This is a genomic window from Rhodococcus wratislaviensis, from assembly GCF_041228765.1.
Lineage (GTDB): Bacteria > Actinomycetota > Actinomycetes > Mycobacteriales > Mycobacteriaceae > Rhodococcus_F > Rhodococcus_F wratislaviensis.
In genome coordinates this window covers 196,996-221,359 of sequence record NZ_CP150488.1, presented here as the reverse complement: position 1 = coordinate 221,359, position 24,364 = coordinate 196,996, and the positions used below count along the sequence as shown (strand labels likewise).

General features: G+C 67.6%; 18 protein-coding genes and 1 pseudogene. 9 read left to right on the top strand and 10 right to left on the bottom strand.

Annotated features, from left to right (window positions below):
• Positions 1–26 precede the first annotated feature (26 nt).
• Positions 27–2,168, top strand: coding sequence for a 3-hydroxyacyl-CoA dehydrogenase NAD-binding domain-containing protein (locus tag WKC72_RS00960; RefSeq protein ID WP_370181496.1), 2,142 nt, complete (start codon positions 27–29; stop codon positions 2,166–2,168).
• A 154-nt stretch (positions 2,169–2,322) separates the two neighbouring features.
• A complete protein-coding gene (locus WKC72_RS00955; protein ID WP_370181495.1) occupies positions 2,323–3,372 on the top strand; it encodes a hypothetical protein in 1,050 nt (349 codons plus the stop codon).
• Between the two features lie 23 nt (positions 3,373–3,395).
• Here WKC72_RS00955 and WKC72_RS00950 read toward each other — a convergent pair whose 3' ends face one another.
• Together WKC72_RS00950 and WKC72_RS00945 are read right to left on the bottom strand one after the other, a co-directional pair.
• Positions 3,396–4,697 (bottom strand): class I SAM-dependent methyltransferase, encoded by a 1,302-nt coding sequence (locus WKC72_RS00950; RefSeq protein WP_005253370.1) that lies wholly within the window; start codon positions 4,695–4,697, stop codon positions 3,396–3,398.
• Positions 4,694–6,145: an FAD-binding oxidoreductase gene (locus tag WKC72_RS00945; protein WP_370184231.1), complete on the bottom strand. Its 1,452-nt coding sequence runs from the start codon at positions 6,143–6,145 to the stop codon at positions 4,694–4,696. Before WKC72_RS00945 ends, WKC72_RS00950 begins: the two co-directional genes overlap by 4 nt.
• 248 nt (positions 6,146–6,393) lie before the next feature.
• On the opposite strand from WKC72_RS00945, the gene WKC72_RS00940 reads away from it, so the two are divergent.
• The 5 genes from WKC72_RS00940 to WKC72_RS00920 all read left to right on the top strand — a co-directional run bounded on the left by WKC72_RS00940 (position 6,394) and on the right by WKC72_RS00920 (position 10,016).
• Positions 6,394–6,828 carry an SRPBCC family protein gene (locus WKC72_RS00940; protein WP_370181494.1) on the top strand — a complete coding sequence of 145 codons (435 nt, stop codon included), beginning with the start codon at positions 6,394–6,396 and terminating at the stop codon, positions 6,826–6,828.
• A 117-nt stretch (positions 6,829–6,945) separates the two neighbouring features.
• Positions 6,946–7,287 carry a YbaB/EbfC family nucleoid-associated protein gene (locus WKC72_RS00935; RefSeq protein WP_370181493.1) on the top strand — a complete coding sequence of 114 codons (342 nt, stop codon included), beginning with the start codon at positions 6,946–6,948 and terminating at the stop codon, positions 7,285–7,287.
• A 9-nt stretch (positions 7,288–7,296) separates the two neighbouring features.
• A complete protein-coding gene (recR, locus tag WKC72_RS00930) occupies positions 7,297–7,905 on the top strand; it encodes a recombination mediator RecR (RefSeq protein WP_005248644.1) in 609 nt (202 codons plus the stop codon).
• Positions 7,902–8,474 carry a TetR family transcriptional regulator gene (locus tag WKC72_RS00925; protein ID WP_005248642.1) on the top strand — a complete coding sequence of 191 codons (573 nt, stop codon included), beginning with the start codon at positions 7,902–7,904 and terminating at the stop codon, positions 8,472–8,474. Before recR ends, WKC72_RS00925 begins: the two co-directional genes overlap by 4 nt.
• A gap of 84 nt (positions 8,475–8,558) precedes the next feature.
• On the top strand, positions 8,559–10,016 hold the full coding sequence (locus tag WKC72_RS00920; protein WP_037229275.1) for an MFS transporter: 1,458 nt from the start codon (positions 8,559–8,561) through the stop codon (positions 10,014–10,016).
• Positions 10,017–10,142: 126 nt separating this feature from the next.
• Here the strand turns inward: WKC72_RS00920 and WKC72_RS00915 are convergent, their stop codons facing one another.
• Together WKC72_RS00915 and WKC72_RS00910 are read right to left on the bottom strand one after the other, a co-directional pair.
• Entirely contained in the window at positions 10,143–10,475 is a 333-nt protein-coding gene (locus WKC72_RS00915) for an ArsR/SmtB family transcription factor (RefSeq protein WP_370181492.1), read from the bottom strand.
• Positions 10,472–10,918 (bottom strand): SRPBCC family protein, encoded by a 447-nt coding sequence (locus WKC72_RS00910; protein ID WP_037229267.1) that lies wholly within the window; start codon positions 10,916–10,918, stop codon positions 10,472–10,474. Before WKC72_RS00910 ends, WKC72_RS00915 begins: the two co-directional genes overlap by 4 nt.
• Before the next feature lie 206 nt (positions 10,919–11,124).
• Here WKC72_RS00910 and WKC72_RS00905 point away from each other — a divergent pair.
• Positions 11,125–12,137, top strand: a pseudogene (locus tag WKC72_RS00905) (hypothetical protein).
• An 84-nt stretch (positions 12,138–12,221) separates the two neighbouring features.
• Here WKC72_RS00905 and WKC72_RS00900 read toward each other — a convergent pair.
• From WKC72_RS00900 to WKC72_RS00890, 3 genes are read right to left on the bottom strand one after another with little or no spacing between them, the layout of a single operon-like run.
• Positions 12,222–12,932: a type 1 glutamine amidotransferase gene (locus tag WKC72_RS00900; RefSeq protein WP_268791936.1), complete on the bottom strand. Its 711-nt coding sequence runs from the start codon at positions 12,930–12,932 to the stop codon at positions 12,222–12,224.
• Positions 12,925–14,178: a MurT ligase domain-containing protein gene (locus WKC72_RS00895; RefSeq protein ID WP_037229260.1), complete on the bottom strand. Its 1,254-nt coding sequence runs from the start codon at positions 14,176–14,178 to the stop codon at positions 12,925–12,927. Before WKC72_RS00895 ends, WKC72_RS00900 begins: the two co-directional genes overlap by 8 nt.
• Before the next feature lie 25 nt (positions 14,179–14,203).
• Entirely contained in the window at positions 14,204–15,121 is a 918-nt protein-coding gene (locus WKC72_RS00890) for an EamA family transporter (protein ID WP_112301697.1), read from the bottom strand.
• 72 nt (positions 15,122–15,193) lie between these two features.
• Here WKC72_RS00890 and WKC72_RS00885 point away from each other — a divergent pair, with 72 nt between their 5' ends.
• Complete coding sequence (locus tag WKC72_RS00885) at positions 15,194–16,087, top strand: LysR family transcriptional regulator (protein WP_037229251.1); 894 nt, start codon at positions 15,194–15,196, stop codon at positions 16,085–16,087.
• 54 nt (positions 16,088–16,141) lie between these two features.
• Here the strand turns inward: WKC72_RS00885 and WKC72_RS00880 are convergent, their stop codons facing one another.
• From WKC72_RS00880 to ctaD, 3 genes are all read right to left on the bottom strand, one after another.
• A complete protein-coding gene (locus WKC72_RS00880; protein WP_037229244.1) occupies positions 16,142–16,519 on the bottom strand; it encodes an SHOCT domain-containing protein in 378 nt (125 codons plus the stop codon).
• A gap of 172 nt (positions 16,520–16,691) precedes the next feature.
• A complete protein-coding gene (locus WKC72_RS00875; protein ID WP_268791932.1) occupies positions 16,692–22,178 on the bottom strand; it encodes a biotin carboxylase N-terminal domain-containing protein in 5,487 nt (1,828 codons plus the stop codon).
• A 416-nt stretch (positions 22,179–22,594) separates the two neighbouring features.
• Entirely contained in the window at positions 22,595–24,334 is a 1,740-nt protein-coding gene (gene ctaD, locus WKC72_RS00870) for a cytochrome c oxidase subunit I (RefSeq protein WP_009477278.1), read from the bottom strand.
• Positions 24,335–24,364: the final 30 nt, after the last annotated feature.

The window sequence follows — 24,364 nt, the reverse complement described above, 5'->3', positions numbered from 1 at the left end:
CCCGGACCATCAGGAGACTTGAAGCAGTGAGCGAGCAGAACATCATCAACTGGGAGCAGGACGCCGACGGCATCGTCGTGCTCACCATCGACGATCCCAACCAGGGCGCGAACACCATGAACGACGCCTACATCTCCTCGATGAAGGCGACCGTCGACCGCCTCGTCGACGAGAAGGACTCCATCACCGGTGTCGTCATCACGTCCGGCAAGAAGACGTTCTTCGCCGGCGGCGACCTGAAGAACATGATCAAGGTCGGCCCGGAGAACGCCGACGAGATCTACAGCCACAGCGTCGCGATCAAGTCGGACCTGCGCCGCCTCGAGACGCTCGGCAAGCCCGTCGTCGCCGCCATCAACGGTGCCGCGCTCGGAGGCGGACTCGAGATCGCCCTGGCCACGCATCACCGCGTCGCCGCGGACGTGAAGGGCGTCAAGATCGGCCTGCCCGAGGTCACCCTCGGCCTGCTGCCCGGCGGCGGTGGCGTCGTGCGCACCGTCCGCATGCTCGGACTGCAGAACGCGCTCATGCAGGTGCTGCTCCAGGGCCAGCAGCGTGGACCGGTGCAGGCCAAGGAGGTCGGACTCGTCGACGAGGTCGTGTCCTCGGTCGAGGAACTGGTGCCCGCCGCGAAGGCGTGGATCAAGGCCAACCCCGAGGGCGGCGTCCAGCCGTGGGACAAGAAGGGCTACCGGATCCCCGGCGGCACCCCGTCCACCCCGGCGTTCGCAGCCAACCTCCCCGCGTTCCCCGCGAACCTCCGCAAGCAGCTCAAGGGCGCTCCCATGCCGGCACCGCGCGCCATCATGGCCGCCGCCGTCGAGGGCTCGCAGGTCGACATCGACAACGCGCTCCTCATCGAGGCCCGCTACTTCACGTCGCTGGTCACCGGCCAGGTCGCGAAGAACATGATCCAGGCGTTCTTCTTCGACCTGCAGGCCATCAACTCCGGCGCCTCCCGCCCCGAGGGCATCGAGAAGACCCCGATCACCAAGGTCGGTGTGCTCGGTGCCGGAATGATGGGCGCGGGCATCGCCTACGTGTCCGCGAAGGCCGGCTTCGACGTCGTCCTCAAGGACGTCACCATCGAGGCCGCGAACAAGGGCAAGGCGTACTCCGAGGGCATCGAGGCAAAGGCCCTCTCGCGTGGCAAGACCACCGAGGAGAAGTCGAAGGCGCTGCTCGACCGGATCACGCCGACCGCCGACCCCGCCGACTTCGCCGGTGTCGACTTCGTCATCGAGGCCGTGTTCGAGTCGCAGGACCTGAAGCACAAGGTGTTCCAGGAGATCGAGGACATCGTCGAGCCGACGGCCCTGCTCGGCTCGAACACGTCGACCCTGCCGATCACCGGCCTGGCGACGGGTGTGAAGCGCCAAGAGGACTTCATCGGAATCCACTTCTTCTCTCCCGTCGACAAGATGCCGCTCGTCGAGATCATCCGCGGCGAGAAGACATCCGACGAGGCGCTCGCGCGCGTCTTCGACTACGTGCAGGCCATCCGCAAGACGCCGATCGTCGTCAACGACTCGCGTGGCTTCTTCACCTCGCGCGTCATCGGCACGTTCATCAACGAGGCCATCGCCATGCTGGCGGAGGGCATCGAGCCCGCCACCATCGAGCAGGCAGGCATGCAGGCCGGCTACCCGGCGGCACCGCTGCAGCTGTCCGACGAGCTGAACCTCACGCTGATGCAGAAGATCCGCAAGGAAACCGCGGAAGCTGCGAAGGCCGAAGGCAAGGAACTGCCCGCCGATCCGGCAGGCGACGTCATCAACACGATGGTCGACAAGTTCGACCGCAAGGGCAAGCTCGGCGGCGCCGGCTTCTACGACTACGCCGACGGCAAGCGCACCGGCCTCTGGCCCGGCCTGCGGGAGAACTTCGGTTCCAAGGAACTCGAGGTGCCGTTCCAGGACCTCATCGAGCGCATGCTGTTCATCGAGGCCATCGAGACGCAGAAGTGCTTCGACGAAAACGTGCTCCTCACCACCGCCGACGCCAACATCGGCTCCATCATGGGTATCGGCTTCCCCGCCTGGACCGGCGGTGTGTCGCAGTACATCCAGGGTTACGAAGGCGGCCAGGCAGGCTTCGTCAAGCGCGCTGAAGAACTCGCCGCCAAGTACGGCGAGCGCTTCACCCCGCCGGCGTCGCTGAGGTTGTAGGCGGCTCCGCCGCCCGTGCGTGGTTAAGGAGTCTCTGGACTCGCTGACCACGCACGGGCTGAGTTATCCCCAACCTGTGGGTTATCCACAGGGCAATTCATTTCCCCAGGTGCGACACCGAGACCCGTCGGGGGTCTCGGTGACCGTGCCCGGTATGACCTCCACGCAATTCGCCGCCCTGAAAGACGTCGCCGACGCGCAGTTCGGCCTGATCACCCACACGCAACTCCACGCCCTCGGGTTTCCCCGCAGCAGGGTCCGACACCGCGTCGAATCCGGTAGATGGCAAGCAGTGCTCCACGGTGTCTATTCGGTGAGCAACGGACCGATCACTCGTGAGATGTCGCTGGAAGCCGCGCTGCTCTTCGGAGGCAAGGGTGCAGTCCTCAGCCACCACACGGCCGCCGAGGAATGGCACATGATTCGTGCCGATCCCGCACGCCCCGTGCACATCACCGTTCCCTACGGAAGATCGGCTGTCACCCAGGCGCCGACCGTTGTCGGTGCGGGCCTCGCGTCGGTGAGTCTGTGCCACCGGGAAGGAACTGTCGTGCATCCGGGAGTCGTCGTGCACCGGTCGAGGGCGCACGACTACATTGCCGTCGACACGGACCAACCCCGGACGGCAAGGGCAGATACGGCTCTGGACGTAGCTGTCGCCGAGCCCACGGCACGGGACGCCTACACCCGGCTCATCGCTCTCGTGACCAATGCCCGGATCCCACTGCGCGACATCCGGCGACGCATGGAGGAGCGACGACCACGTCGGTACGGCAAGGCGCTCGTGGATGCGGTACGACTGCTCGCCGACGGCGTCCAGTCGGTGCTCGAATACCGCTACGCCACCGACGTCGAGGACGCGCACGGGCTTCCTCGCGCGCGGCGGCAGTCACCCGTGGTCGTGGACGGGCGCACCCTCTTCGAGGACTGCGACTACTCCGAGCACGGGGTGCCGCTCATCGTGCGACTCGACGGTCGCCGCGCGCACGCCATGGCGGAGGTCGCGTTCCGGGACCGTCGACGCGACAACGCCGCGGAACTGCAGGGGCGTCCACGACTCGTCTACGGGTTCGACGAGGTGACGAAGAGTCCGTGTGTGGTGGCCCGTGAAGTGGAGACCGTGCTGGTGCGGGAGGGGTGGATCAGGCCCGGCGAGAGGCCGTGCCCGGCGTGTGAGTGGTCAAGGAGTGCAGAGACTCCTTAACCACTCACGGGCGGCGGAGCCGCCTACTTCCACCACGGACGCAGCGGCACATGCGCCTCGCCCTTGGGGCCGAGTTTGACGGCGAGGACCTGGTGCAGCTGAACGACGTTGCGTTCGAAGCCCAGTCGCGACCCGGCCATGTAGAGACCCCACACACGTGCGGTCCCTTCGCCGACCTCGGCGACGCAGGCGTCCCAGTTGTCGACCAGGTTCTGGCACCATCCGGCGAGGGTGAGTGCGTAGTGTTCGCGCAGGTTCTCTTCGTGCCGCACCTCGAGCCCGACGTTCTGGATCTCGGTGATGATGCGTCCGGAGCCGGTGAGTTCGCCGTCGGGGAAGACGTACCGGTCGATGAATCCGCCTGCGCGCGCCTGACTCTGGTTGTCGGGCCGGGTGATGCAGTGGTTCAGCAGCCGGCCGCCCTCGCGGAGCTTGCTCTGCAGCAGACCGAAGTAGGCGGGGTAGTTGCCGACACCGATGTGCTCGGTGAGGCCGATCGAGGAGATGGCGTCGAATCCGGTCTCGGGGACGTCGCGGTAGTCGGAGAACCGGACCTCCGCGAGGTCGGACAGTCCTTCTTCGGCGATGGCCTTCTGCGCCCATTCGGCCTGTTCGCGGGACAGGGTGGCGCCGATGACCTTGACGCCGCGGCGGGCGGCGTACCGGACCATCGATCCCCAGCCGCAACCGATGTCGAGCAGTCGGTCGCCGGGCTGGAGGCCGAGCTTCTCGAAGACGAGGCGGTACTTGTTGTCCTGCGCTTCTTCGAGGGTCTGTTCGGCGTTCTCGTAGCACGCGCACGTGTACGTCATGGACGGGCCGAGGACGTACTCGTAGAAGGTGTTCGAGACGTCGTAATGGTGGTGGATGACCTCGGCGTCACGGGACTTGGAGTGCCGCAACCCTTCCGCGACCCGACGCCAGCGCGGGAGATGCTCCTGCGGGGGAGGGGCGATGGGGCGCAGCAGATCCCAGCCGAGCGAGCGCGTGATGGCGGCGAGCGTGAGCGCGGACGGGCGACGGAAGTGCAGTTCGTCGCCCATGACGCGGAGGATCTCGTAGGGGTCGCCGGGATGGACGCCGCGGGCCTCGAGGTCGCCGGACACGTAGGCCCGGGCCATGCCGAGGTCGCCGGGGGCGGTCGCGAGGTAGGTGGTGCCCCGGGTCGTCTTGAGGTGGAGTCCGTAAGGGGCGTCCTCCGGGCCGGCAGCGCTGCCGTCGTAGGCGGAGAACCGCAGGGGGAGCATACCGTCGGACAGAGTTTCGAGAATCTCTGCGATGGTCAGCTTGTGGTCTTGGGAGCGTGAAGCTTTCAGAGTTGTCATCGACGTTGCACCGCCTTGGAGAAAAGGTCCAGTAATCGTGATTTCGGGTCGTAGCGTTTTTTCAGTTCCGTGTATCGATCGCCGCCGTAGTAGAGGCGTTCGAAATCTTCTCGTGAATAGTACGAATCGGAGTAGAGAGACTTGTGTCCGTCGAAGTCGTTGACCTTGTCCTCGATCAGCCGATTCGCCGCCCCCTCGGGTCGGCCCGGAACGATGGGCACCGACGACCAGAATCCGATGTTCACGTATGTGCGCTTCGGTTCGAGGGGGTACAGGGGCCAGGGGCGTTGCGAGGACGCGCCGGCGGGGGCGGGTTCCCGCAACCGCAACGGGCACAGCCACAGCGGTTCGATCGGGATCTCGTCGAGGAACCAGCGGACGAAGTCCGCGGTGCGCTCGATGGGCACTTCGACGTCCTGCACGACGCGTTCGCGCGGCGGGTTGCCCTTGCGCTTCTCGAGTCGGTCGCCGATGTCGTACTTGTGGTCGAGGGCGATGAGCTTCCAGTAGAAGCTGCTGCGGAGGAGGTTCTTCGGCCACAGCCGGCGGATGGTGGGGTTCTGGGCGCCGAATGCGCGCGAGCACCAGAACCAGTCGGTGTCCCAGCGCCACAGGTAGTCTCGAATGGTGAGTTTGTCCGTTTTGGGGTGGTTCACGGAACTGTGCTGGATGGACCGGTAGAAGATGTTCTGCCCGGTGTAGTCGCTGACGGGGCCGCCCTCGTCGGTCTGATGGCCCAGCGTCAGGTAACTCTCGGACGCGGTGAACACGACGCCGTCCAGGTAGTCGACGGGGATGCCGTCGTGGACGCGCTCGGTGACGATGCGATCCATTGCGGACTGCAGCTCGTCGAGGGAGTCGAAACGCAGATGGCGCAGTGCCACATACCGTTTGACGGGCTCGAGCTGGATGCGCAGCCGGGTGGAGTAGCCGAGGGTTCCGTAGGAGTTGGGGAATCCCCAGAACAGGTCGGAGTTCTCGCCTTCCGGTGTCGCGGTGACGATGTCGCCGTTGCCGGTCAGGACGTCGATCTCGAGGACCGATTCGTGGGGGAGCCCGTTGCGGAACGACGTCGACTCGATGCCGAGGCCGGTGACCGCGCCGCCGAGTGTGATGGTCTTGAGCTGCGGAACCACCAGCGGCGCCAGCCCGTACGGCAGGGTGGCGTCCACCAGGTCCTCGAAGGTGCACATTCCGGCGACATCCGCGGTCCGGGCCTGTGGGTCCACCGAGATGACTCCGCCGAGGCCGGAGACGTCGAGGCCGGGCGCACTGGTCTGGGCCCGCGCGCGGAACAGATTGGACGTCCTCTTCGCGAGTCGCACGGTGGCGTCCGTGGGGATCGCGCGGTAGGACGCGAGAAGCCGTTCGACGCCGGCGCGGTGAGCGTCGATCCCGGTGACGGGCAGAGTGCGATGCGCACGGAAGGGGCGTCCACCCTCCCGCATGCTTTTCAGTAGTTCAACCGAAGAGGCAGCCACACCCTGACGCTATCCCTCTCCGCGGCTTCAAGCCACGCATATCGGCGCGGTCGACCGAAGATTCACACAAATGTCTCATCAATGTGCGGGTCGTAACCACGTCGAAGTGAGCTACCTCACAATAGATTGCCACGTCATCGCCCGGACTCGCGGACGGAAGGCAGGATGAGAGGAGGAAGCAGTTTCGTACAAATCGTACAAGAGGAGTCAGAACAGTGGGCCAGGTCAGCGCGAGCAGTTCGATCACCGTCGCAGCCACACCGGAGAAGGCGCTCACGGCTTTGACGGACTACGAGACGGTGCGTCCGCGCATCCTCTCGGAGCAGTACCTGGACTACCGCGTCCTCGAGGGTGGGCAGGGCGGCGGCACCGTCGCGCAGTGGACGTTGAAGGCCACGGAGAAGCGGTCGCGCGACATCAAGGCCACGGTCACCGTGGCGGGCAACACGATCACCGAGACGGACGCGAACTCGTCGCTCGTCACCACCTGGGTCGTCGCCCCGAGCGGCAGCGGTTCGACGGTCACCACGACCACCGAGTGGAAGGGCGCGGGCGGCATCGGCGGCTTCTTCGAGAAGACGTTCGCCCCGCTGGGTCTGAAGAAGATCCAGGGGCAGGTGCTGGCGAACCTGGAGCGCGAACTCGCCTGACGCGACGCCGGTTCGCTCCGGCGCCGTCGGCGTGAGTCCCACGACGGCGTCGGCGCCGGACCGCGCTGACGGTCACGGTCTACGCTGGCAGGGGAAACAGCAGAAAGGACCACGTCAGTGCAACCAGGTGGACAACCCGACATGTCGGCGCTCCTCGCGCAGGCACAGCAGATGCAGCAGCAGCTGATGGCCGCCCAGCAGGAGATGGCCGAGGCCGAGGTCACCGGGCAGGCCGGTGCCGGACTCGTGACCGCGACGGTCAAGGGGACAGGTGAAGTGGTCGGTCTGAAGATCGATCCGAAGGTCGTCGATCCCGACGACGTGGAGACTCTGCAGGACCTCGTGATCGGTGCGATCGAGGACGCGTCGAACAAGGCGCAGGAGATCGCGGCGCAAAAGCTCGGTCCGCTCGCGGGTGGATTCGGTGGGGGAGGCCTGCCCGGTCTCCCCGGTTTCTAGAGGCCCGGCGTGTACGAAGGTCCGGTTCAGGATCTGATCGACGAGCTCGGCAAGCTGCCCGGCGTCGGGCCGAAGAGCGCACAGCGCATCGCGTTCCACCTGCTCAGCGTCGAACCGCCGGAGATCGACCGGCTCAAGAATGCGCTGCAGCGGGTGCGCGACGGCGTCCAGTTCTGCGTGGTGTGCGGCACGGTCTCCGACAAGGAGCACTGCCGCATCTGCGCCGATCCGCGCCGTGACCGCACGGTGATCTGTGTGGTCGAGGAGCCGAAGGACGTCCAGGCCGTCGAGCGCACACGCGAGTTCAAGGGCCGCTATCACGTTCTGGGCGGCGCGCTGGATCCGCTGTCCGGGGTGGGCCCCGATCAGCTCCGTATCCGGGAGCTGCTGGCGCGCATCGGCAATCAGGAGGACGGTGTCGACGTCTCCGAGGTGATCATCGCGACCGACCCCAACACCGAGGGGGAGGCCACCGCGACGTATCTGGTGCGGATGCTGCGGGACTTCCCCGGTCTGACGGTCAGCCGGCTCGCGTCGGGTCTGCCGATGGGCGGCGACCTCGAGTTCGCCGACGAGCTCACCCTGGGCAGGGCGTTGTCGGGGAGACGCACGCTGTGACGTCGGATCCGGGCACTGCCGCGCCGGTGAAGCGGACGGCCGAGCAGTCGCGGTCGCTGATCGTCGACGCTGCCGGCCGGGCGTTCGCGACGCGTCCCTACCGGGAGATCACGCTCAAGGACATCGCCGAGGACGCCGGGGTCAGCGCACCGCTGATCATCAAGTATTTCGGGTCGAAGGAGCAGTTGTTCGACGCGCTCGTCGATTTCCGTGCCGCCGCGGAGATCGTGTTCAGCGGTCCGCTGGACGGTCTCGGTGAGCGGATGGTGTCGATGTTCGCGCGGCCGCTCGAACCGTACAAGCCGCTGTCGCTGAACATCCTGTTCATGAGCGGGCCGAGCGAGGAGAGCAGCCGCAAGCTCCGCGCCAACTATTCGGCGCAGATGATCGACGCGCTGGCCGAACGACTGCCCGGGCCGGATGCCCGGCTGCGCGCCGAACTGGTGATGTCGATGCTGACGGGTCTCGCCGTCATGCGTCGCAAGATGATGCAGGAACACGCGACGGGTACCCCGGAAGAGGTGGTGGCGCACTACGCCCCGCTGGTGCAGGAGTTGCTCGACGGCTGAGGGCGGATTGTCCGGCTTGCGGGGTAAATGGTTGTTCACCTAATGTGGTGAACAACCATTTACCAGCTGTGCAAGGGGTGACGCTTGACGATCTCGTTGCCGCGCCCACTGTCGGCGCTTGCGGATCAGCCGGTCGCACGGCCGGACTCTGCCGGCGGATCGCGTTACCTCTTCCCGATTCTCGCGTTCGCGGGCGTGTTCCAGGCCGTCCTGCAGACCGTCATGGTGCCCCTGCTGCCCAGCATGCCGACGTTCACCGGCGCGAGTCAGACGTCGGTGTCCTGGCTGATCACCACCACCCTCCTGGTCGGCGCGGTCGTCACCCCGATCTTCGGCAGGCTCGCCGACATGTTCGGCAAGAAGCGGATGCTGCTCGTCGCCTTCGTCTTCATGACGCTCGGAGCGTTGATCTGCGCCGTCACGTCCGATATCGCGTTCCTGATCTTCGCGCGGGGACTGCAGGGGGCAGGCGCCGCCGTCATCCCGGTCGGAATCTCGATCCTCCGCGACGAATTGCCGCGGGAGAAGGTCAACGGCGCCATCGCCATGATGAGCTCGACGCTCGGGATCGGCACCGCGCTCGGACTGCCGTTCGCGGCCTCCGTCGCCGAGTACTCCAACTGGCACGTCCTCTTCTGGGTCATCGCGGGAATCGGGCTCGCGGTCACCACCGCCGCGGTGCTGTTCATCCGCGAGTCCGACGTGCGGTCGGGTGGGCGGTTCGACGGTGTCGGCGCCGTCGGTCTGACCGCGGCCCTCGTCTGCCTGCTCGTCCCGATCACGCAGGGCAGCTCCTGGGGCTGGGGTAGTCCCGCGGTGCTGGGCATGTTCGCGTCCGCGGTGTTCCTGTTCGCGCTGTGGGGATATCAGCAGCTGCGCAACCGCAACCCGCTGGTGGACCTGCGGGTGTCGGCGCGACGGTCGGTGCTGCTGCCGCATGTCACGGCGCTGCTCGTCGGTTTCGCGTTCTACGGAAACGCCCTCATCACCACGCAGCTGCTTCAGGCGCCGCGCGGGGACGCCGGCTACGGTCTGACGATCCTGCAGGCCGCGGTGTGCCAGCTGCCGACGAGTCTGTCGATGATCGTGTTCGCGCAGGTCGGGGCCCGGGTGTCCGAACGCTACGGGTCGAAGGTGACGATCCTGTCGGGCGCGATCTGCCTCGTCCTCGGCTACGCGCTGCACACCGTGCCGCACAAGGAACTGTGGATGGTGATCGCGGCACTCGGCGTCGCGGCCGTCGGTACCGCGCTGGTGTACAGCACGCTGCCGATGCTGATCGTCCGGGCCGTGCCGTCCACGCAGATGGCCGCGGCCAACGGCGTCAACGTGCTGCTGCGGACGATGGGTACGACCATGTGCAGCGCGGTGGTCGCGACGGTCCTGGCGGCGAGCATGGTGGGCGGTGTCGCCTCGGCCGCCGGATTCTCGATCGCCTACGGGGTGTGCGCGGTGCTGGCGGTCCTGGTGTTCGCGGTCTCCCTCGCCCTCCCGGGCCACGATCGGATGAAGAAAAGTCCGATGGAGCCACTTGTGACGTAGATCACTCACGTGTATCGTCAGTGATGCGGATCGAGGAAATGTACCTGTGAGCAGAGAAAACTCGAGAAGCAGAGATCCGGCCGAGAATGCAGAAGCATTCCCGGCCGAACCCCTGTCTGGGGGTCTTTACTCCTCCATCGATTCCGCGATCTGCTTGATGGCGGCCAGCCGGCGATCCCACTCGGCGCCGATCCGTTCCAGCGTCCGTGCCGTCTTGCTGAGCTCCGCGCCCAGCGCGCGGTGGCGGATCTCGCGGCCCACCTTCACCGACTCCACCAATCCGCAGGCCTGCAGCGCATTCAGGTGCTTCGCGATGGCCTGCCGCGACACCGGGAGCCGGGTGGCGAGCGACGACGCCGACTGGTCGGCCCGCCCGAGTTCGGTGAGGATCTCCCAGCGGGTCTCGTCGGACAGCGCCGCGAACACCGAGGCCAGTTCGGCGTACGTGCCCACTGTCATGCCTTCACGCCGTGCAGATATGCGACCAGCTCGTCGAGTTCGGCGTGCCAGCCCTGGACGTTGCCCTCGCGGGCCCGCTTCTGGTCGGCGACGTCGCGGTCGAGGGTGTCGAATCCGGTCTCGACGACGGTCAGTTCGGTGCCGGCGGCGTGCTCGGACAGTGTGAACCGCACCAGGGTGGAGTTGCCGATCACCGGATCGGCGTCGATGTCGGCGGCCCAGCGGAAGCCGAACGCGTTCGGTTCGTCGACCTCCGTGACGACGGCGTGGGCGGTGCCGTGCTCGTCCCACGTGAAGGCTGCCTTGCCGCCGACACTGAGGTCGAGCGACGTGCGCTGCCCGAACCACTGGCTGATCTTGTCGGGGTCCGTGATCGCCGCCCACACCGCTGATCTCGGGGCGTTCACGACAACGGTCCTGGTGATGCTGCTCGATGCGTCCATGGTGGGCCACCTTTTTCGACGACGGTTGATATGCAACTCCATGGTTGCACTGTTTCCCACGTTCTGCAACTCCTCGGTTGCACCCACACGTGAGTGCCAATGCGTATCGAGGGGCTTCTTCTCACTCACATGGGTTATCCACAGGCTGTGGAAAGAGTGGTTCGTCGGGGCGATTCTTGTCGGGGCGAGTCGACACCGTTCCGGGCATGGAACACGAATCATGGCAGGCCATTCTCGACGCCCAGGACGGCGTCGTCACCACCGCACAACTCCGGGCGTACGGCGTCAATGCCACCGCACTCCGGCATCGAGTCGTGACCGGCCAGTGGTTGCGGGTGCTGCCGCGCGTCATCGCGGTCACCAACGGCCCGCTCACCCGCCCGATGGCCCTCTCCGCCGCACTCCTGTACGGCGGCCGGCGATCCTGAGTCACCGGACCGCGGCCGAGGAATGGGGAATGGTCCGCGTCGACGACCCGTCGGCGCCGGTCCACATCACCGTCCCATACAACTGCTCGGCCGTGAACCAGGGGCCGACGGTCCGCGCGCCAGGCGGGCCGCGCCCGACCTCGGCCGGCAACGCACTCGTTCACGGCGGCGCCGTGGTCCATCGGTCCCGCGCGTTCGAGCACATCTCGGTCCCGTATCTCCGGCCACGGACATCGTTGGCCGACACGGTGATCGACCTCGCGGTGGCCGAGGCCACCCCGCGGGATGCGGCCCTGCGATTCATCGAGGCCGCCACCAGTGGCAAGGTCCACGTCGAGGTGCTCCGGCGGAAACTCGAGGTCCGGCGTCCACACCGGTATGCGACCGACATCGCCGACGCCGTGACGCTGCTCGGCGACGGCGTTCAATCGGCCCTCGAACATCGTTACGCACTCGACGTCGAACGGGCCCACGGGCTGCCGAACGGGAAACGGCAGATGCCACACGTCGTGGACGGCCGGATTCTGTACGAGGACGTCGATTACAGCCCTTGGGGTGTGCCGCTGATCGTCCGGCTCGACGGGCAGCAGTACCACAGCGCGCAACAGTCCCGCTTCCGTGACCGCCGCCGCGACAACGCGGCGGAGCTCGCCGATCGTCCACGACTGGTCTACGGGTGGGAGGAGACGACCCGCGACCCCTGCGGGGTGTTCGAGGAAGTGCGCCGGGTGTTGGTCCGCGAAGGCTGGGCCGATACGTCGCGTCGCTGTCCGGCCTGCCCACGTGAGTGACGAAGAGTGCCCGGCCACTCTTTCCCACTCACGTGCGGAGGTGAGTGGGAAGGAGTGCGGGACGACGCTTTGCCACTCACGTGCCTAGACGCGCAGGCGCTCCCGGCGCAGCTGCTCGACCTCGGGCAGGTCGAGGGGGGCGAGTTCGTCGACGCCCAGCGCCCGCTTCAACAGCAGGTCGGCGAGTTCGGGATTACGGGCGAGCGCGGGTCCGTGCATGTACGTGCCGATGACGGAACCCTGGACGACGCCTTCGAGCCCGTCCCCGACGCCGTTGCCGACACCGTGCGTGACCCGGGCGAGACCGCGGGCGTCGGCACCGAGTGTGGTACCGCCGCGGTGATTTTCGAACCCGGTGAGCGGCTGCGTCAACCCGTCCATCTGCGGGTTCGTGATCACTTCACCGATGGACCGCGTCGCCTGCGGGGACGTGGTGACGTCGAGCATCGAGACGCCGTCGACGCGTTCGCCGCTCGACGTCTCGTACCAGTTTCCGAGCACCTGGATCGCGGCGCAGATCGCCAGGACGGGGGCGCCGCGTTCGGCGGCCTTCTGCAGACCGGGGTACTTGGCGAGGTGCCGGGTGGCGAGGCGCTGCGCCGAGTCCTCGGCACCGCCGAGCGTGTAGACGTCGAGGGACTCCGGGACCGGGTCGTTCAGCGTGATCTCGACGATCTCCGCGTCGTATCCGCGCATGCGCAGTCGTTGCCGGAGGATCAGGGCGTTGCCGCCGTCGCCGTAGGTGCCCATCACGTCGGGCAGTACCAGGCCGATGCGTACGGTCGAGTCAGGCATTGCGCGCCTCCTTCGCGATGGCGGTGTTCAGGTCGCGGAAGGCGGTGTAGTTGGCGAGCACCTCGACGCGTCCGGGTGGGCAGGACGCGATGGCCCGCAACGGGTTCGGGTCGAGCGTGTGCTCGACGCCGGCGTATGTGAGGCGGACGGCCAGGTCGGTGCCGCGTTCGCCGGCGGCGACCACCTTGACGCCCTCGAAGTGCTCGAACCGCACGTCCCACAGCCAGGACAGGTCTTCGCCGTCGGGGACCTGCCCGTTGACGGCGATCACGAGTCCGTCGACGGTCGGGTCGATCATCGACAGCGCTTCCTGCCAGCCGGCGGGGTTCTTGGCGAGCAGCATGTGCACGGAGTGCGACCCGACCTCGACGGTGCTGTAGCGGCCCGCGACCTCCTGGACGGTGGCCGCCGCGGCGACGGCGTCCTCCGCCTTCGCGCCCATCGCGACCGCCGCGGCGACGGCCTGCGCGGCGTTGCCGCGGTTGGCGCGTCCGGGGAGGGCGAGGGTCATCGGGATCTTCAGACCGTCGGGCCCGTACAGGTTTTCGTCGTCCAGCCACCAGTCGGGGGTCGGGCGCGCGAAGTCGGAACCGGTGCTGCGCCAGTGCGAGCCCTCCCACACGATGGGTTCACCGGTGCGCGGACAGCTGGCGGCGTCGCTGGCCCATCCGCCGCCCGCGGCGACCCAGACGACGTTCTTCGCGTCGTAGGCCACCGAGGTGACGAGGACGTCGTCGCAGTTGGCGATCACGACGGCTTCCGGGTGTGCGGCGACGCAGGCGCGGAGTTTGCGTTCGATCATGTTGATCTCGCCGACCCGGTCGAGCTGGTCGCGGCTGAGGTTGAGCAGGACCAGGGCCTCGGGGTTGACGGCGTCGCTGACGTGCGGGACGTGGAGTTCGTCGACCTCGAGGGCGGCGAGGGGTGCGTGGACGCGGGTGCTGAGCGCCGCGACGATGCCGGCGTCCATGTTGGCGCCGTCCGCCTGCGTTGCGACCTCACCGAGGGTGGAAAGCGCCGCCGCGGTCATCCGGGTGGTGGTGGACTTGCCGTTGGTGCCGGTGATCACTGCGGTGCGTCGGCCTGCGCCGAGTTGCTCCATCAGTGTCGGGTCGATCTTCAGGGCGATCAGTCCGCCGATCATCGAGCCTTTGCCGCGGCCTGCCTTCTGCGACGCCCACGAGGCCGCCGCCGCTGCCCGCAGGGCGACCTTGCCACGCGTCGTGATCCCAGTTCCAGTACTCACTCCGCGAGTTTTGCACAGGGTCCGGTCAGACGCCGACTCGCGCGGGGGCAGGTGAGTGCGAAAGTGTGCTCGGACGCACCTTGCCACTCACCTGGGTGGCGGCAGCACCGGCGATGACGACGGCCCCACCGATCAGCGACAGGACGCTCGGCTCCTCGTGCAGCACCAGCCAGGACGCCCCGATCCCGACGATGGGAACCAGCAGGGAGAACGGCGCGACCGTCCCGGCGGGGTACCGGCTGAGCAGTGCCGTCCACAGACCCGAGCCCGCGACCGTGCCGAGAATCACGATGTAGGCAAGGCCCGCGAGCGCGAGCGGGCCGTTGCCCTCCAGCGACGACGTCAGGGAGTTCCAGCCGGCCGACGGACCCTCCACACCGATCGACAGCGCCAGCATCGGCAGCGGCGGAATGACGCACATCCACAGCATCAGGCGCATCGGCTGGTCCGACGCGGCCTTGCGGTTGCCGATGTTGCCCAGCGCCCACGACAGTCCCGCGAGCAGCGTCAGGGCCACCGGCAGCAGCGCGGCGTGCTGGGCGCGGTCCCAGCCGATGAGCGTCATCCCGGCCATCGCCACCAGCAGTCCGCACACCTGCGTCGGCCGCAGCCGTTCCCGTAGCAGGACCGCGCCGAGGACCACGGTGAACGGCGCGGAGGACTGCAGCACCAGCGACGCCAGCCCGGTGGGCATCCCGACGTGCATGGCCCAGAACAGGAAGGCGAACTGGCAGACGCCGAACCCGAGGCCGTACACCAGCAGCCACTTCAGAGGGACCTGCGGCCGGGGAACGAACAGGATCACCGGGATCGCGATGACGAAGAATCGCAGCGCGGCGAAGAAGAACGGCGGGAAGTGATCGAGGCCCGCGCGAATGGCGAGGAAGTTGAGCCCCCACAGGACGACGACGGTGAGTCCGAGCAGCCGGTCGCGGGAGGTCATGCATTCCATCGTGAGGGCCGGAAACAATCAGGACAAGCGCATTAAAGTGCATCATCGATGTAGTTTTGCTACATGGATGCGACCCGGTTGCGTGTGCTGCGCGAGCTGGCGGACCGCGGGACGGTGGCGGCGACCGCGCAGGCGTTGTCGATGACGCCGTCGGCGGTGTCGCAGCAGCTCAAGATCCTCTCGCGGGAGGCCGGGGTGACCCTGCTCGAACCTGCCGGTCGCCGGTTGCGGCTCACGGATGCCGGTCAGGCCCTCGTCGTCCGCGCCGACGACGTCGTGGCCGCGCTGGACCGTGCGGCGGCGGAGATGAGCGCCTACCGCGGTTCGCCGCGCGGCCGGGTGCGGGTGGCGCTGTTCCCGTCCGGTGCCGCGCTGCTGCTGCCCGGACTGCTGGACGCGCTCGCGGGCAGCGGGGTGGACGTGCAGGCGCGCGACGAGGACCTGCCCGCCGCCGCGGTGCCCACCCTGCTCGCCGATTACGACGTGGTGCTGACGCATCGCGACGAGCGGGCCCCGGACACGTCCTCGCCGCGGGTGACTGCCGAACCGCTGATGCGCGAACCCATCGACCTCATCCTGCCGCCCGGCCACCCGCTCGCCGGACAGGATGCGGTCCGCCCGGACCAGTTGGCGGACGAGCGGTGGATCAGTGTGCGCGGCGGGTTCCCCGTCGACGACGTGCTGATGTCGGTGGCCGCCGCAACCGGTGTGCAGCCGCATGTGGTGATGCGCATCAACGACTTCCGCGTCATCGAGGAACTCGTCGCCGGCGGTCACGGCGTGGCCCTGCTGGCCCGCCATGCGGTGACGAACCGCTCGGTGGTCCAGCTGCCGCTGGCCGGGGTGCGGGCGGCCCGCATCTATGAGCTGGCCCGGCGGCCGGCAGCGGACGACGTTCCCGCGGTGGCGACGGTACTGCAGGCGTTCCGGGACGTCGCGGCGCGGATCGCGGACTGACCCGACAGCACGAAGGCCCGCACCGGGGCGGGCCTTCGACGGTGACGGTGCGGGTCAGGCCAGCGCCTTGGCCTTCAGCGTCTCGTACTCCTGCTGAGTGATGGTGCCCGCGTCGAGCAGGGCCTTCGCGTCCGCGATCTGCTCGGCGGAGGACTTGCCCGCCACCGAACGGATGTAGCTGTCCTGGGCCTGCTTCACCTCCTGCGCGGCCGCCATCGACCGCTGGGCCATGCCGTCGCTCTTGACGATGAGATACACGAGCGCGGTCAGCAGCGGGACGAAGAACAGGAAGATGATCCAGATGGCCTTCACCCAGCCCGACGTCTTATGGTCGCGGAACAGGTCGGTGATGATGGAGAACAACAGGATCAGGTAGGCCACGAAGCCGAAGGTGACGATGATCACCCAGAGAAAGTCCCAGAAAGAGTCCATTGCAGCGCTCCATTCACAGTCGAATTCACTCTGCGCTGACTATCGCACCGGGCCGGGGCACCCGCGTCATCCGAAACAGGTGAAATGCGGTCGGAGCAGGAGCCCCGCCCGCGGTGGCGGAAACGCCGAACGGCCGCGACACCGGTAGGTGCCGCGGCCGTTCGGGTGGGGACTACTTGCCTGCTTCGACCGCCCGGCGCATGCCGCGCTCGACCGCACCGATGATGTACGGACGCAGCTCGACGGCCGGGATGACGGCGTCGACGGAGCCGACCCGCTGTGCCCGCTGGATGTTGTGCACGGCCTCGAACTCGGCCGCGACCTCACCGAGCTTCTCGTTGCGCACCGCAGCCTGCTGGGCCGCCAGCTCCACCCGCAGGTGAGCCTGCTGGGCGTCGTTCTGGGCGCCTGCCAGGTTGGCCTCGAGCTCCCGGATCGACGGGTCGGCGGCCACCCGAGAGTTGACCTCGCGGGTGAACACCACGGCCGCGGCGGGGGCACCACCGAGGACCGAGGCGAACGAACCCTCGACCGCCAGTACCTCCATGTTGTCGTTCAGTGCTCCGGAGAACACCACGAACGCGCCACCGTGGTAACGGGAGACGACGCAGAACACGATCGGGCCGTCGAAGTTGACGATGGCGCGGCCGATCTCGGCGCCGTACTCGAGCTGGATGTGCCGCAGCGAGTCCGGGGAACCGTCGAAGCCGGACAGGTTGGCCAGCACCACGAGCGGACGGCTGCCGCTGGCGGCGTTGATCGCCCGGGCCGTCTTCTTCGACGACTGCGGGAACAGTGTTCCCGCAGTCCACTGGTCGGGACCGTTGGCCGGCGACCATCCCTTACGGGCGATGGCCCGCGACTCGATGCCGATGACGCTCACCGGGTAACCGCCGAGGTGCGCGTCGAACACGACGGACGTGTCGGCGTCCGCCATGTCGGCCCACCGCTCCAGCACCGCGTGGTCCTGGTCGACGAGCGAACGCATCACCGTGCGAATGTCGAACGGCTTCTTGCGTTCCGGGTTCGTCTCCGCGGAGAAGATGTCGCCGACCGTGGTGAAGTCGCTGGACGGGTGGATGTGCGGGAAGGACCGCACGTCGCGCCCGATCGGGTCGCTGGTCTGAGCCCGGCGCGGGAAGCGTTCTCCGGCAACGACGTACGCGTGGTCGTAGTGCGCGAACAGGATCTCGCACGCGGCGGGCAGGTTCGGCGCCCAGTACTGCGCCTCACCGTTGGGGCCCATCACGCGGTCGTAACCACCGATGCCGAAGTTGTCCTCGGCCGAGACGCCACCCGAGTAGTCGAGCGAGTTCTTACCGGTGAGCACCATGGCGCTGTCCGGCGTCATGACGAGGATGCCCTTGGTGTGCATCAGCATCGTGGCTTCGGCGTTCCAGTACGGCTGCGCACCGACGTTGATCCCGGCCACGATCACGTTGACCTCGCCACCGTTCTGCGTGAACGTGATGAGGCGACGCAGGCCGCGGGACACCCAGTCCATGTTCTCGGTGCCGCTGTCCATGGAGATCGTCGCGCCGGACGACAGCGCGAACCACTCGACCGGAACACCCAGCTTCTCGGCCAGGTCCACACCGGCGACGAGGCGGGCGCACTCGGCTTCCGCGACGGTGCCGAGGGCCTTCGTCGGGTCGCCGAACAGCGCGACGCGGGTCATTCCCTCGGGATGCCGGTCGGTGCGGGCGGTGACCAGACCGACGACGAGGCCGGCCTTGTTCTGACCGTACGGACGCTCGACGGGAACCAGCTGACCCGACTCGTCCAGGTCGTGCTCGACGAAGCTGCCGTCGCGGCCGGTGAGCAGCGGGATCAGCTCGTACGGGTAGACGGTGCCGCGGGCGCGTGAGCTGCGGACCTTCTGCGTGTACGCGTCGAGCGGCTGCAGCGGCTCGGTCGGCGGCTCGGTGACCTTGACGACCACGCCGGCGCCGGTCCGGTAGGAGAAGCGCAGAGCCTTCTCCCGCGACTCCGTGCCGGGCTCGCCCTGGAGCCGGGCGATCACGGTGATCTCCTCGAGTCCGGCGCCCGCGGTGAGCGGTGCCGCGACCCGGGCGAACGCCTCGAGGTCCTCGACCGGGACGTCGATCTTCGGCCACACGTACAGCACGACGCGGTTGGCGTCGAGCTTGCGCTTGCTGCCGCGCGTGGCCTGCGCCCGGCGGATGCCGTCGAGGCACGACTGCAGGACGCGTTCCGCGGCGGGAACACCGATGACCTGGCCGTCCTCGTTGCGGACCGGCGTGATGTCGCGGATCTCGGCGAGCGCGATGAGGCGTTCGTCGGTGGGGTTCTCGCGCGAGACCAGGTTGAACAGGAACGTGTCGGCGACCGCGGGGAGGCGGGTGCCGTCGAAGTTCTTCAGACGCCACAGGTCGAGTCGCTGGCCGGTGAGCGGGTGCATGTCCCGGATCAGCTTCTCTTCCGCGAGGACACCTGCGTCCGGGCGGTACGTGAACTTGCGGACGTCCATGTCGGTTCCGCCGAAGACGGACACCGTGACCCGGCGGCAGGTTGCGGCCAGCGGCAGCGCCGCCAGCGCCTTCCGCAGGTCCTCGGACATCGTGTTCGGGTCGGCGGGCGGTGCGGTCCACGACAGGTAGAGGTCGAGGACGAGGTTGTCGGGGTTCTCCGCGGCAACGGCACCGATCTCGTCGAGTGCGCCGGGCAGTTCGGCGTACTCGGCGACGGCCGACACCAGGTTCAGGCGCTCGCCGAGCAGATCGAAGTTGCCGGTGACGAAACGCCGTCCGTTGCGGTCGAAGGACGTGACGTCCTCGAGCGTGCGGATGTCGTAGTAGCGACGGGTGACGACCTCGAGCAGCGGCCCGACGGTCGTGCTCTTGCGGGCGATCCGCTGCCCGAGGAGCTCGGTCAGCGACTGCGGGGTGGCGACCAGGGCCTCGAGACGTTCCTGGTAGTCGGCGGCGTCGGGACGCTCGGCGAGGTACTCGAGGCTGCCGCGGACACCGTCGTAGACCTGCTCGCGGGCCTTGCGGATCTGCGGCTCGTCGAAGAACCGGAACCGCACGTTGCGGGCGACGTTGCCGATCACCGGGTAACGGACCTGGGTGGCGATGATCAGCCGGTCCAGGACCTCGCCGAGTCCGCTGGGTGCACGGCCGGGAGCGTTGCCGTCGTTCAGCCACCGATCGAGCAGGGCGGCGATGACGGGAACCTGGTTGTCCATGCGCTGCTGCGCGAGGAACAGGCGGTAGACCGCCTCCTCCAGCTCGGCGGTGCGCTCGAGGTCGGTGACGTCGTAGTGACGCAGCGCCCGCGACAGCCGGGTCGTGAACGACTCGGGCAGGCCTTCGAGCTCGACGTCGAGGGTGTGGAGGTAGGTGTGGAAGTGCTCGCGCGGGCTGTGGACGCGCTCGTCACCGTCCTCCTCGGCGGCGGTCGGACGGTTACGTCCGATCTCGCAGATGTCCGCGAACGTGTTCAGCAGGGCGAGTTCCGCCTGCACGAGATCCGGGTCGCCCGCGATCTCGGCGCGCAGCTTCTCGTAATCGGCGAGGAGCACTCCGGCGCGCTTCGCGCTGACGTCGTAACCGGTGAGCAGTGCGGCGAGTGCGTCGATCTGCTCGAGGGCGTCGGCCCGGGTGTTCCCGTGCGAAGCGGGAGCACCGAGATCGAACTGGACGCGAGGCGACTTCGGAGCGGTGGACTCCTCGGAGCTCTCCTCGACGCGCAGCAGCGCCGTTCCGGCGTCGACCTGGGAGTTGACCATGGCGAGAACTTCCCGCACCCGGCCTGCGACGGGGGCGCGGACCGCGGTCTCCATCTTCATGCTCTCGAGGACGACCAGCGTGGCGCCGACCTCGACCTCGTCGCCGACGGACACGGGCACCGCGACCACGACTGCGGGAGCCGGTGCGCGGACGACGCCGGCCTCGTCCTGGCTGATCTGGTGGCTGATGCCGTCGACCTCGACGAGGTACTGGGCGCGGCCTGCGACGGAGACGACGTGGTGGCGGCGGTCGCCGATCACCAGGCGGCTCTCGAACTCGCTGAGGCGGTCGACCTCGACCTCGGTCTCGGGGGCGTCCCCGTCGACGCGGTAGCTGTGGGCACCGACCTGCGTGACGGTGAGTCCGTAGGCCTGGCCCTGGTAGCTGAGCTCCACCTTGCGGCCGATGGCGTGACCGGCGCGGGGGCGTCCACCGCGAGCGGACGAGAGGAACGCCTCACGCTCGAGCTTCTCCTCGGCGTCGTAGACGTCGATGGCGGCGGCGATCAGGGCGACGTCCGCGGTCCGGGACGGGACGTTGGAGTTGCCTGCGTCGGTGCGGTCCAGCCAGCCGGTGTCCGCGGACGCCGAGATGACCTCTTCGCGGTCCAGCAGGTCCAGCAGGAACGACTTGGTGGTGGTGCCGCCCTGCAGCACGACCGTGGTCTCGCGAAGGGCGGTGCGCAGACGCGCGAGCGCCTCGGAGCGGTCGCGACCCCAGGCGATGACCTTGGCGACCATCGAGTCGTAGTCGGGCGGGATGACGTCGCCCTGGGCGATGCCGGTGTCGACGCGGAGACCGCTGCCGAGCGGGAACTTGAGCAGCTGCACGGCGCCGGGCGCGGGAGCGAAGCCGTTGGCGGCGTCCTCCGCGTTGAGGCGGGCCTCGACGGCGTGACCGAACTCGGGCGGGCAGTCGCCGACCAGCGGCTCACCGCTCGCGACGAGGATCTGCAGCTTCACCAGGTCGATGCCGGTGGTGGCCTCGGTGATGGGGTGCTCGACCTGGAGGCGGGTGTTGACCTCGAGGAACGTGAACGTCTTCTGCTCGGGCTGGTACAGGTACTCGACCGTGCCGGCGCCGCGGTAGCCGGCGGCGCGCACGAGCTCTGCGGAGACGGTGCGCAGGTGGTTCGACTGCTCGGCGGTGAGGAGCGGGGAGCTGGACTCCTCGATGACCTTCTGGTTCTTGCGCTGGATGGAGCAGTCGCGCACACCGGGAGCCCAGACGTTGCCGAAGTTGTCGGCAATCACCTGTACCTCGACGTGGCGTGCGTCGGTGACCAGTCGTTCGATGAACACGACGGGGTCGCCGAAGGACCGCTGGGCCTCACCCTGGGTGCGTTCGAGCGCGACTTCGAGTTCGTCCTCGGACCACACCTTGCGGATACCGCGGCCACCACCACCGGAGCGGGCCTTGATGATGAGCGGGTAGCCGATGGCCTGGGCGTGACGGCGGGCGTCGGCGCGGGTGGCGACGGGGCCGCCGCTCCACGGCGCGACCGGGACCTCCACCTTCTCGGCGAGGAGCTTGGCCTCCACCTTGTCACCCAGCAGGCGCATCGATTCGGCGGGCGGGCCGATGAACGTGATGCCGAGCTGCTCGCAGACCTCGACGAACGCGGGATCCTCGGCGACGAAGCCCCAGCCGACCCACACGGCGTCGGCCTTGCTCTCGCGCAGTGCGCGGGCCAGCTCGGCGTGATCGAGGTAGGCGGTGCCGGTCTTGACTGTGCGCAAGCACACACCCTCGTCGGCCTGCCGAACGAACATCGCGCGGCGTTCTGCCTCGGTGTGCAGTGCGATCGTGCGGATGCCGTAGTTGTGCTCGGCGTTCAGTTCGCGCACCGCACGAATCAGGCGGACCGCCGCTTCGCCGCGGTTGACTATCGCTATTCGCTTGAACATCTGTTATCGCTCCGTTTCCGTAAAACTCATTGATCCGCAGAGTGTTTCGATGGCCAAGGCCATGTCCGCCGAGGACTGGGTGCCGCCTTCGCGGACACGTGCACCCCTGCACAACCCACTTGACTACCTCCAGGGGCGCCCCGAACGCGATCGTCGGACCTGCGCCATTGCGGGACCGATGCTCGGGGAATGCGAGCATAACGTCGAAAATATGTACCCGCGCGTAACTTCTGCGAGGCCCCGATCTGCTTGTCAAGCGTTCAATGACTTGCGTGTCGACCCTACGGCGGAGTAATGAGGCCGGAATTCCGCCGAACAGGGCGTCCTCCGGACATGTATCTGCAACCCGTTGTCACAGAGTCGTTTTCGTCCGGTTCCTCGAGAAGCTCTCGGGGAAGGGAACTTTCACGCGGAAGTTACTGGCGGTTCACCTTCGGGTCGGCGCCCGCGGGTTCGGTCGCGTGCGCCACCGCCCCCCGCACGCCGACGTGTGCCTCGCGGTGCATCCGGTCGACCATGTGCGGATAGTGCAGTTCGAACGCGGGACGCTCGGAGCGGATGCGTGGCAGCTCGGTGAAGTTGTGCCGCGGCGGCGGGCACGTCGTCGCCCACTCGAGGGAGTTGCCGAACCCCCACGGATCGTCCACCGTGACCACCTCGCCGTAGCGGTAGCTCTTGAAGACGTTCCAGACGAACGGCACGGTCGACGCGCCCAGGACGAACGCGAACACGGTGGAGACCGAGTTGAGGACGGTGAAGCCGTCCGAGGGCAGGTAGTCGGCGTAGCGGCGCGGCATCCCCTCGGCGCCGAGCCAGTGCTGGACGAGGAACGTGCCGTGGAAACCGGTGAACGTGGTCCAGAAATGCCATTTGCCGAGACGCTCGTCGAGCATGCGGCCCGTCATCTTCGGGAACCAGAAGTAGATGCCCGCGTACGTGGCGAAGACGATCGTCCCGAACAGCACGTAGTGGAAGTGGGCGATCACGAAGTAGCTGTCGGTGACGTGGAAGTCCAGCGGCGGGCTCGCGAGGATGACGCCGGTGAGGCCGCCGAAGATGAACGTGATGAGGAAGCCGAGCGAGAACAGCATGGGGGTCTCGAACGTCAGCTGCCCCTTCCACATGGTGCCGATCCAGTTGAAGATCTTCACCCCGGTGGGCACCGCGATCAGGAACGTCATGAAGGAGAAGAACGGCAATAGCACCGCGCCCGTCGCGTACATGTGGTGCGCCCACACCGCGATCGACAGGGCGGCGATGGCGATCGTCGCGTAGACGAGCCCGCTGTACCCGAAGAGCGGTTTGCGGCTGAAGACCGGGAAGATCTCCGACACGATGCCGAAGAACGGCAGCGCGACGATATACACCTCCGGATGGCCGAAGAACCAGAACAGGTGCTGCCACAGCAGCACGCCGCCGGTGGCCGGGTCGTACAGATTGCCGCCCAGGTGGCGGTCGACGAACAGGCCCATCAGGGCGGCGGTGAGGATCGGGAACGCCACCAGGATCAGGATGCTGGTGATGAAGATGTTCCACGTGAAGATCGGCATCCGGAACATGATCATGCCCGGGGCCCGCAGGCAGATGACGGTGGTGATCATGTTGACGCCGCCGAGGATGGTGCCGAGACCGGACAGCGCCAGCCCCATGATCCACAGATCGGCGCCGACACCCGGCGCATGCAGCGCGCTCGTCAGCGGCGAGTACGCGGTCCACCCGAAGTCCGCGGCGCCCCCCGGGGTGATGAATCCCGCGATCGCGATGGTGCCGCCGAACAGGAACGCCCAGTAACTGAACGCGTTGAGACGGGGGAACGCGACGTCGGGGGCGCCGATCTGCAGCGGCAGGATGTAGTTGGCGAACCCGAACACGATCGGCGTCGCGTACAGCAGCAGCATGATCGTGCCGTGCATCGTGAACAGCTGGTTGTACTGCTCGTTCGACAGGAACTGCAGACCCGGTACGGCGAGTTCGCCGCGGATCAGCAGGGCCATCAGACCGCCGGCCATGAAGAACACGAACGACGTGATCAGGTACAGAATCCCCAGGTCCTTGGGATCCGTCGTCGTGATCATCTTGTAGAAGAAGCTGCCCTTGGGGCGGCGCCGGGCCGGAAACGGACGGACCGGAAGATGCTGTTGAAATGCCAGATTCACGACGCCCCCCGAAGGGTCCGAGGCGGTTCG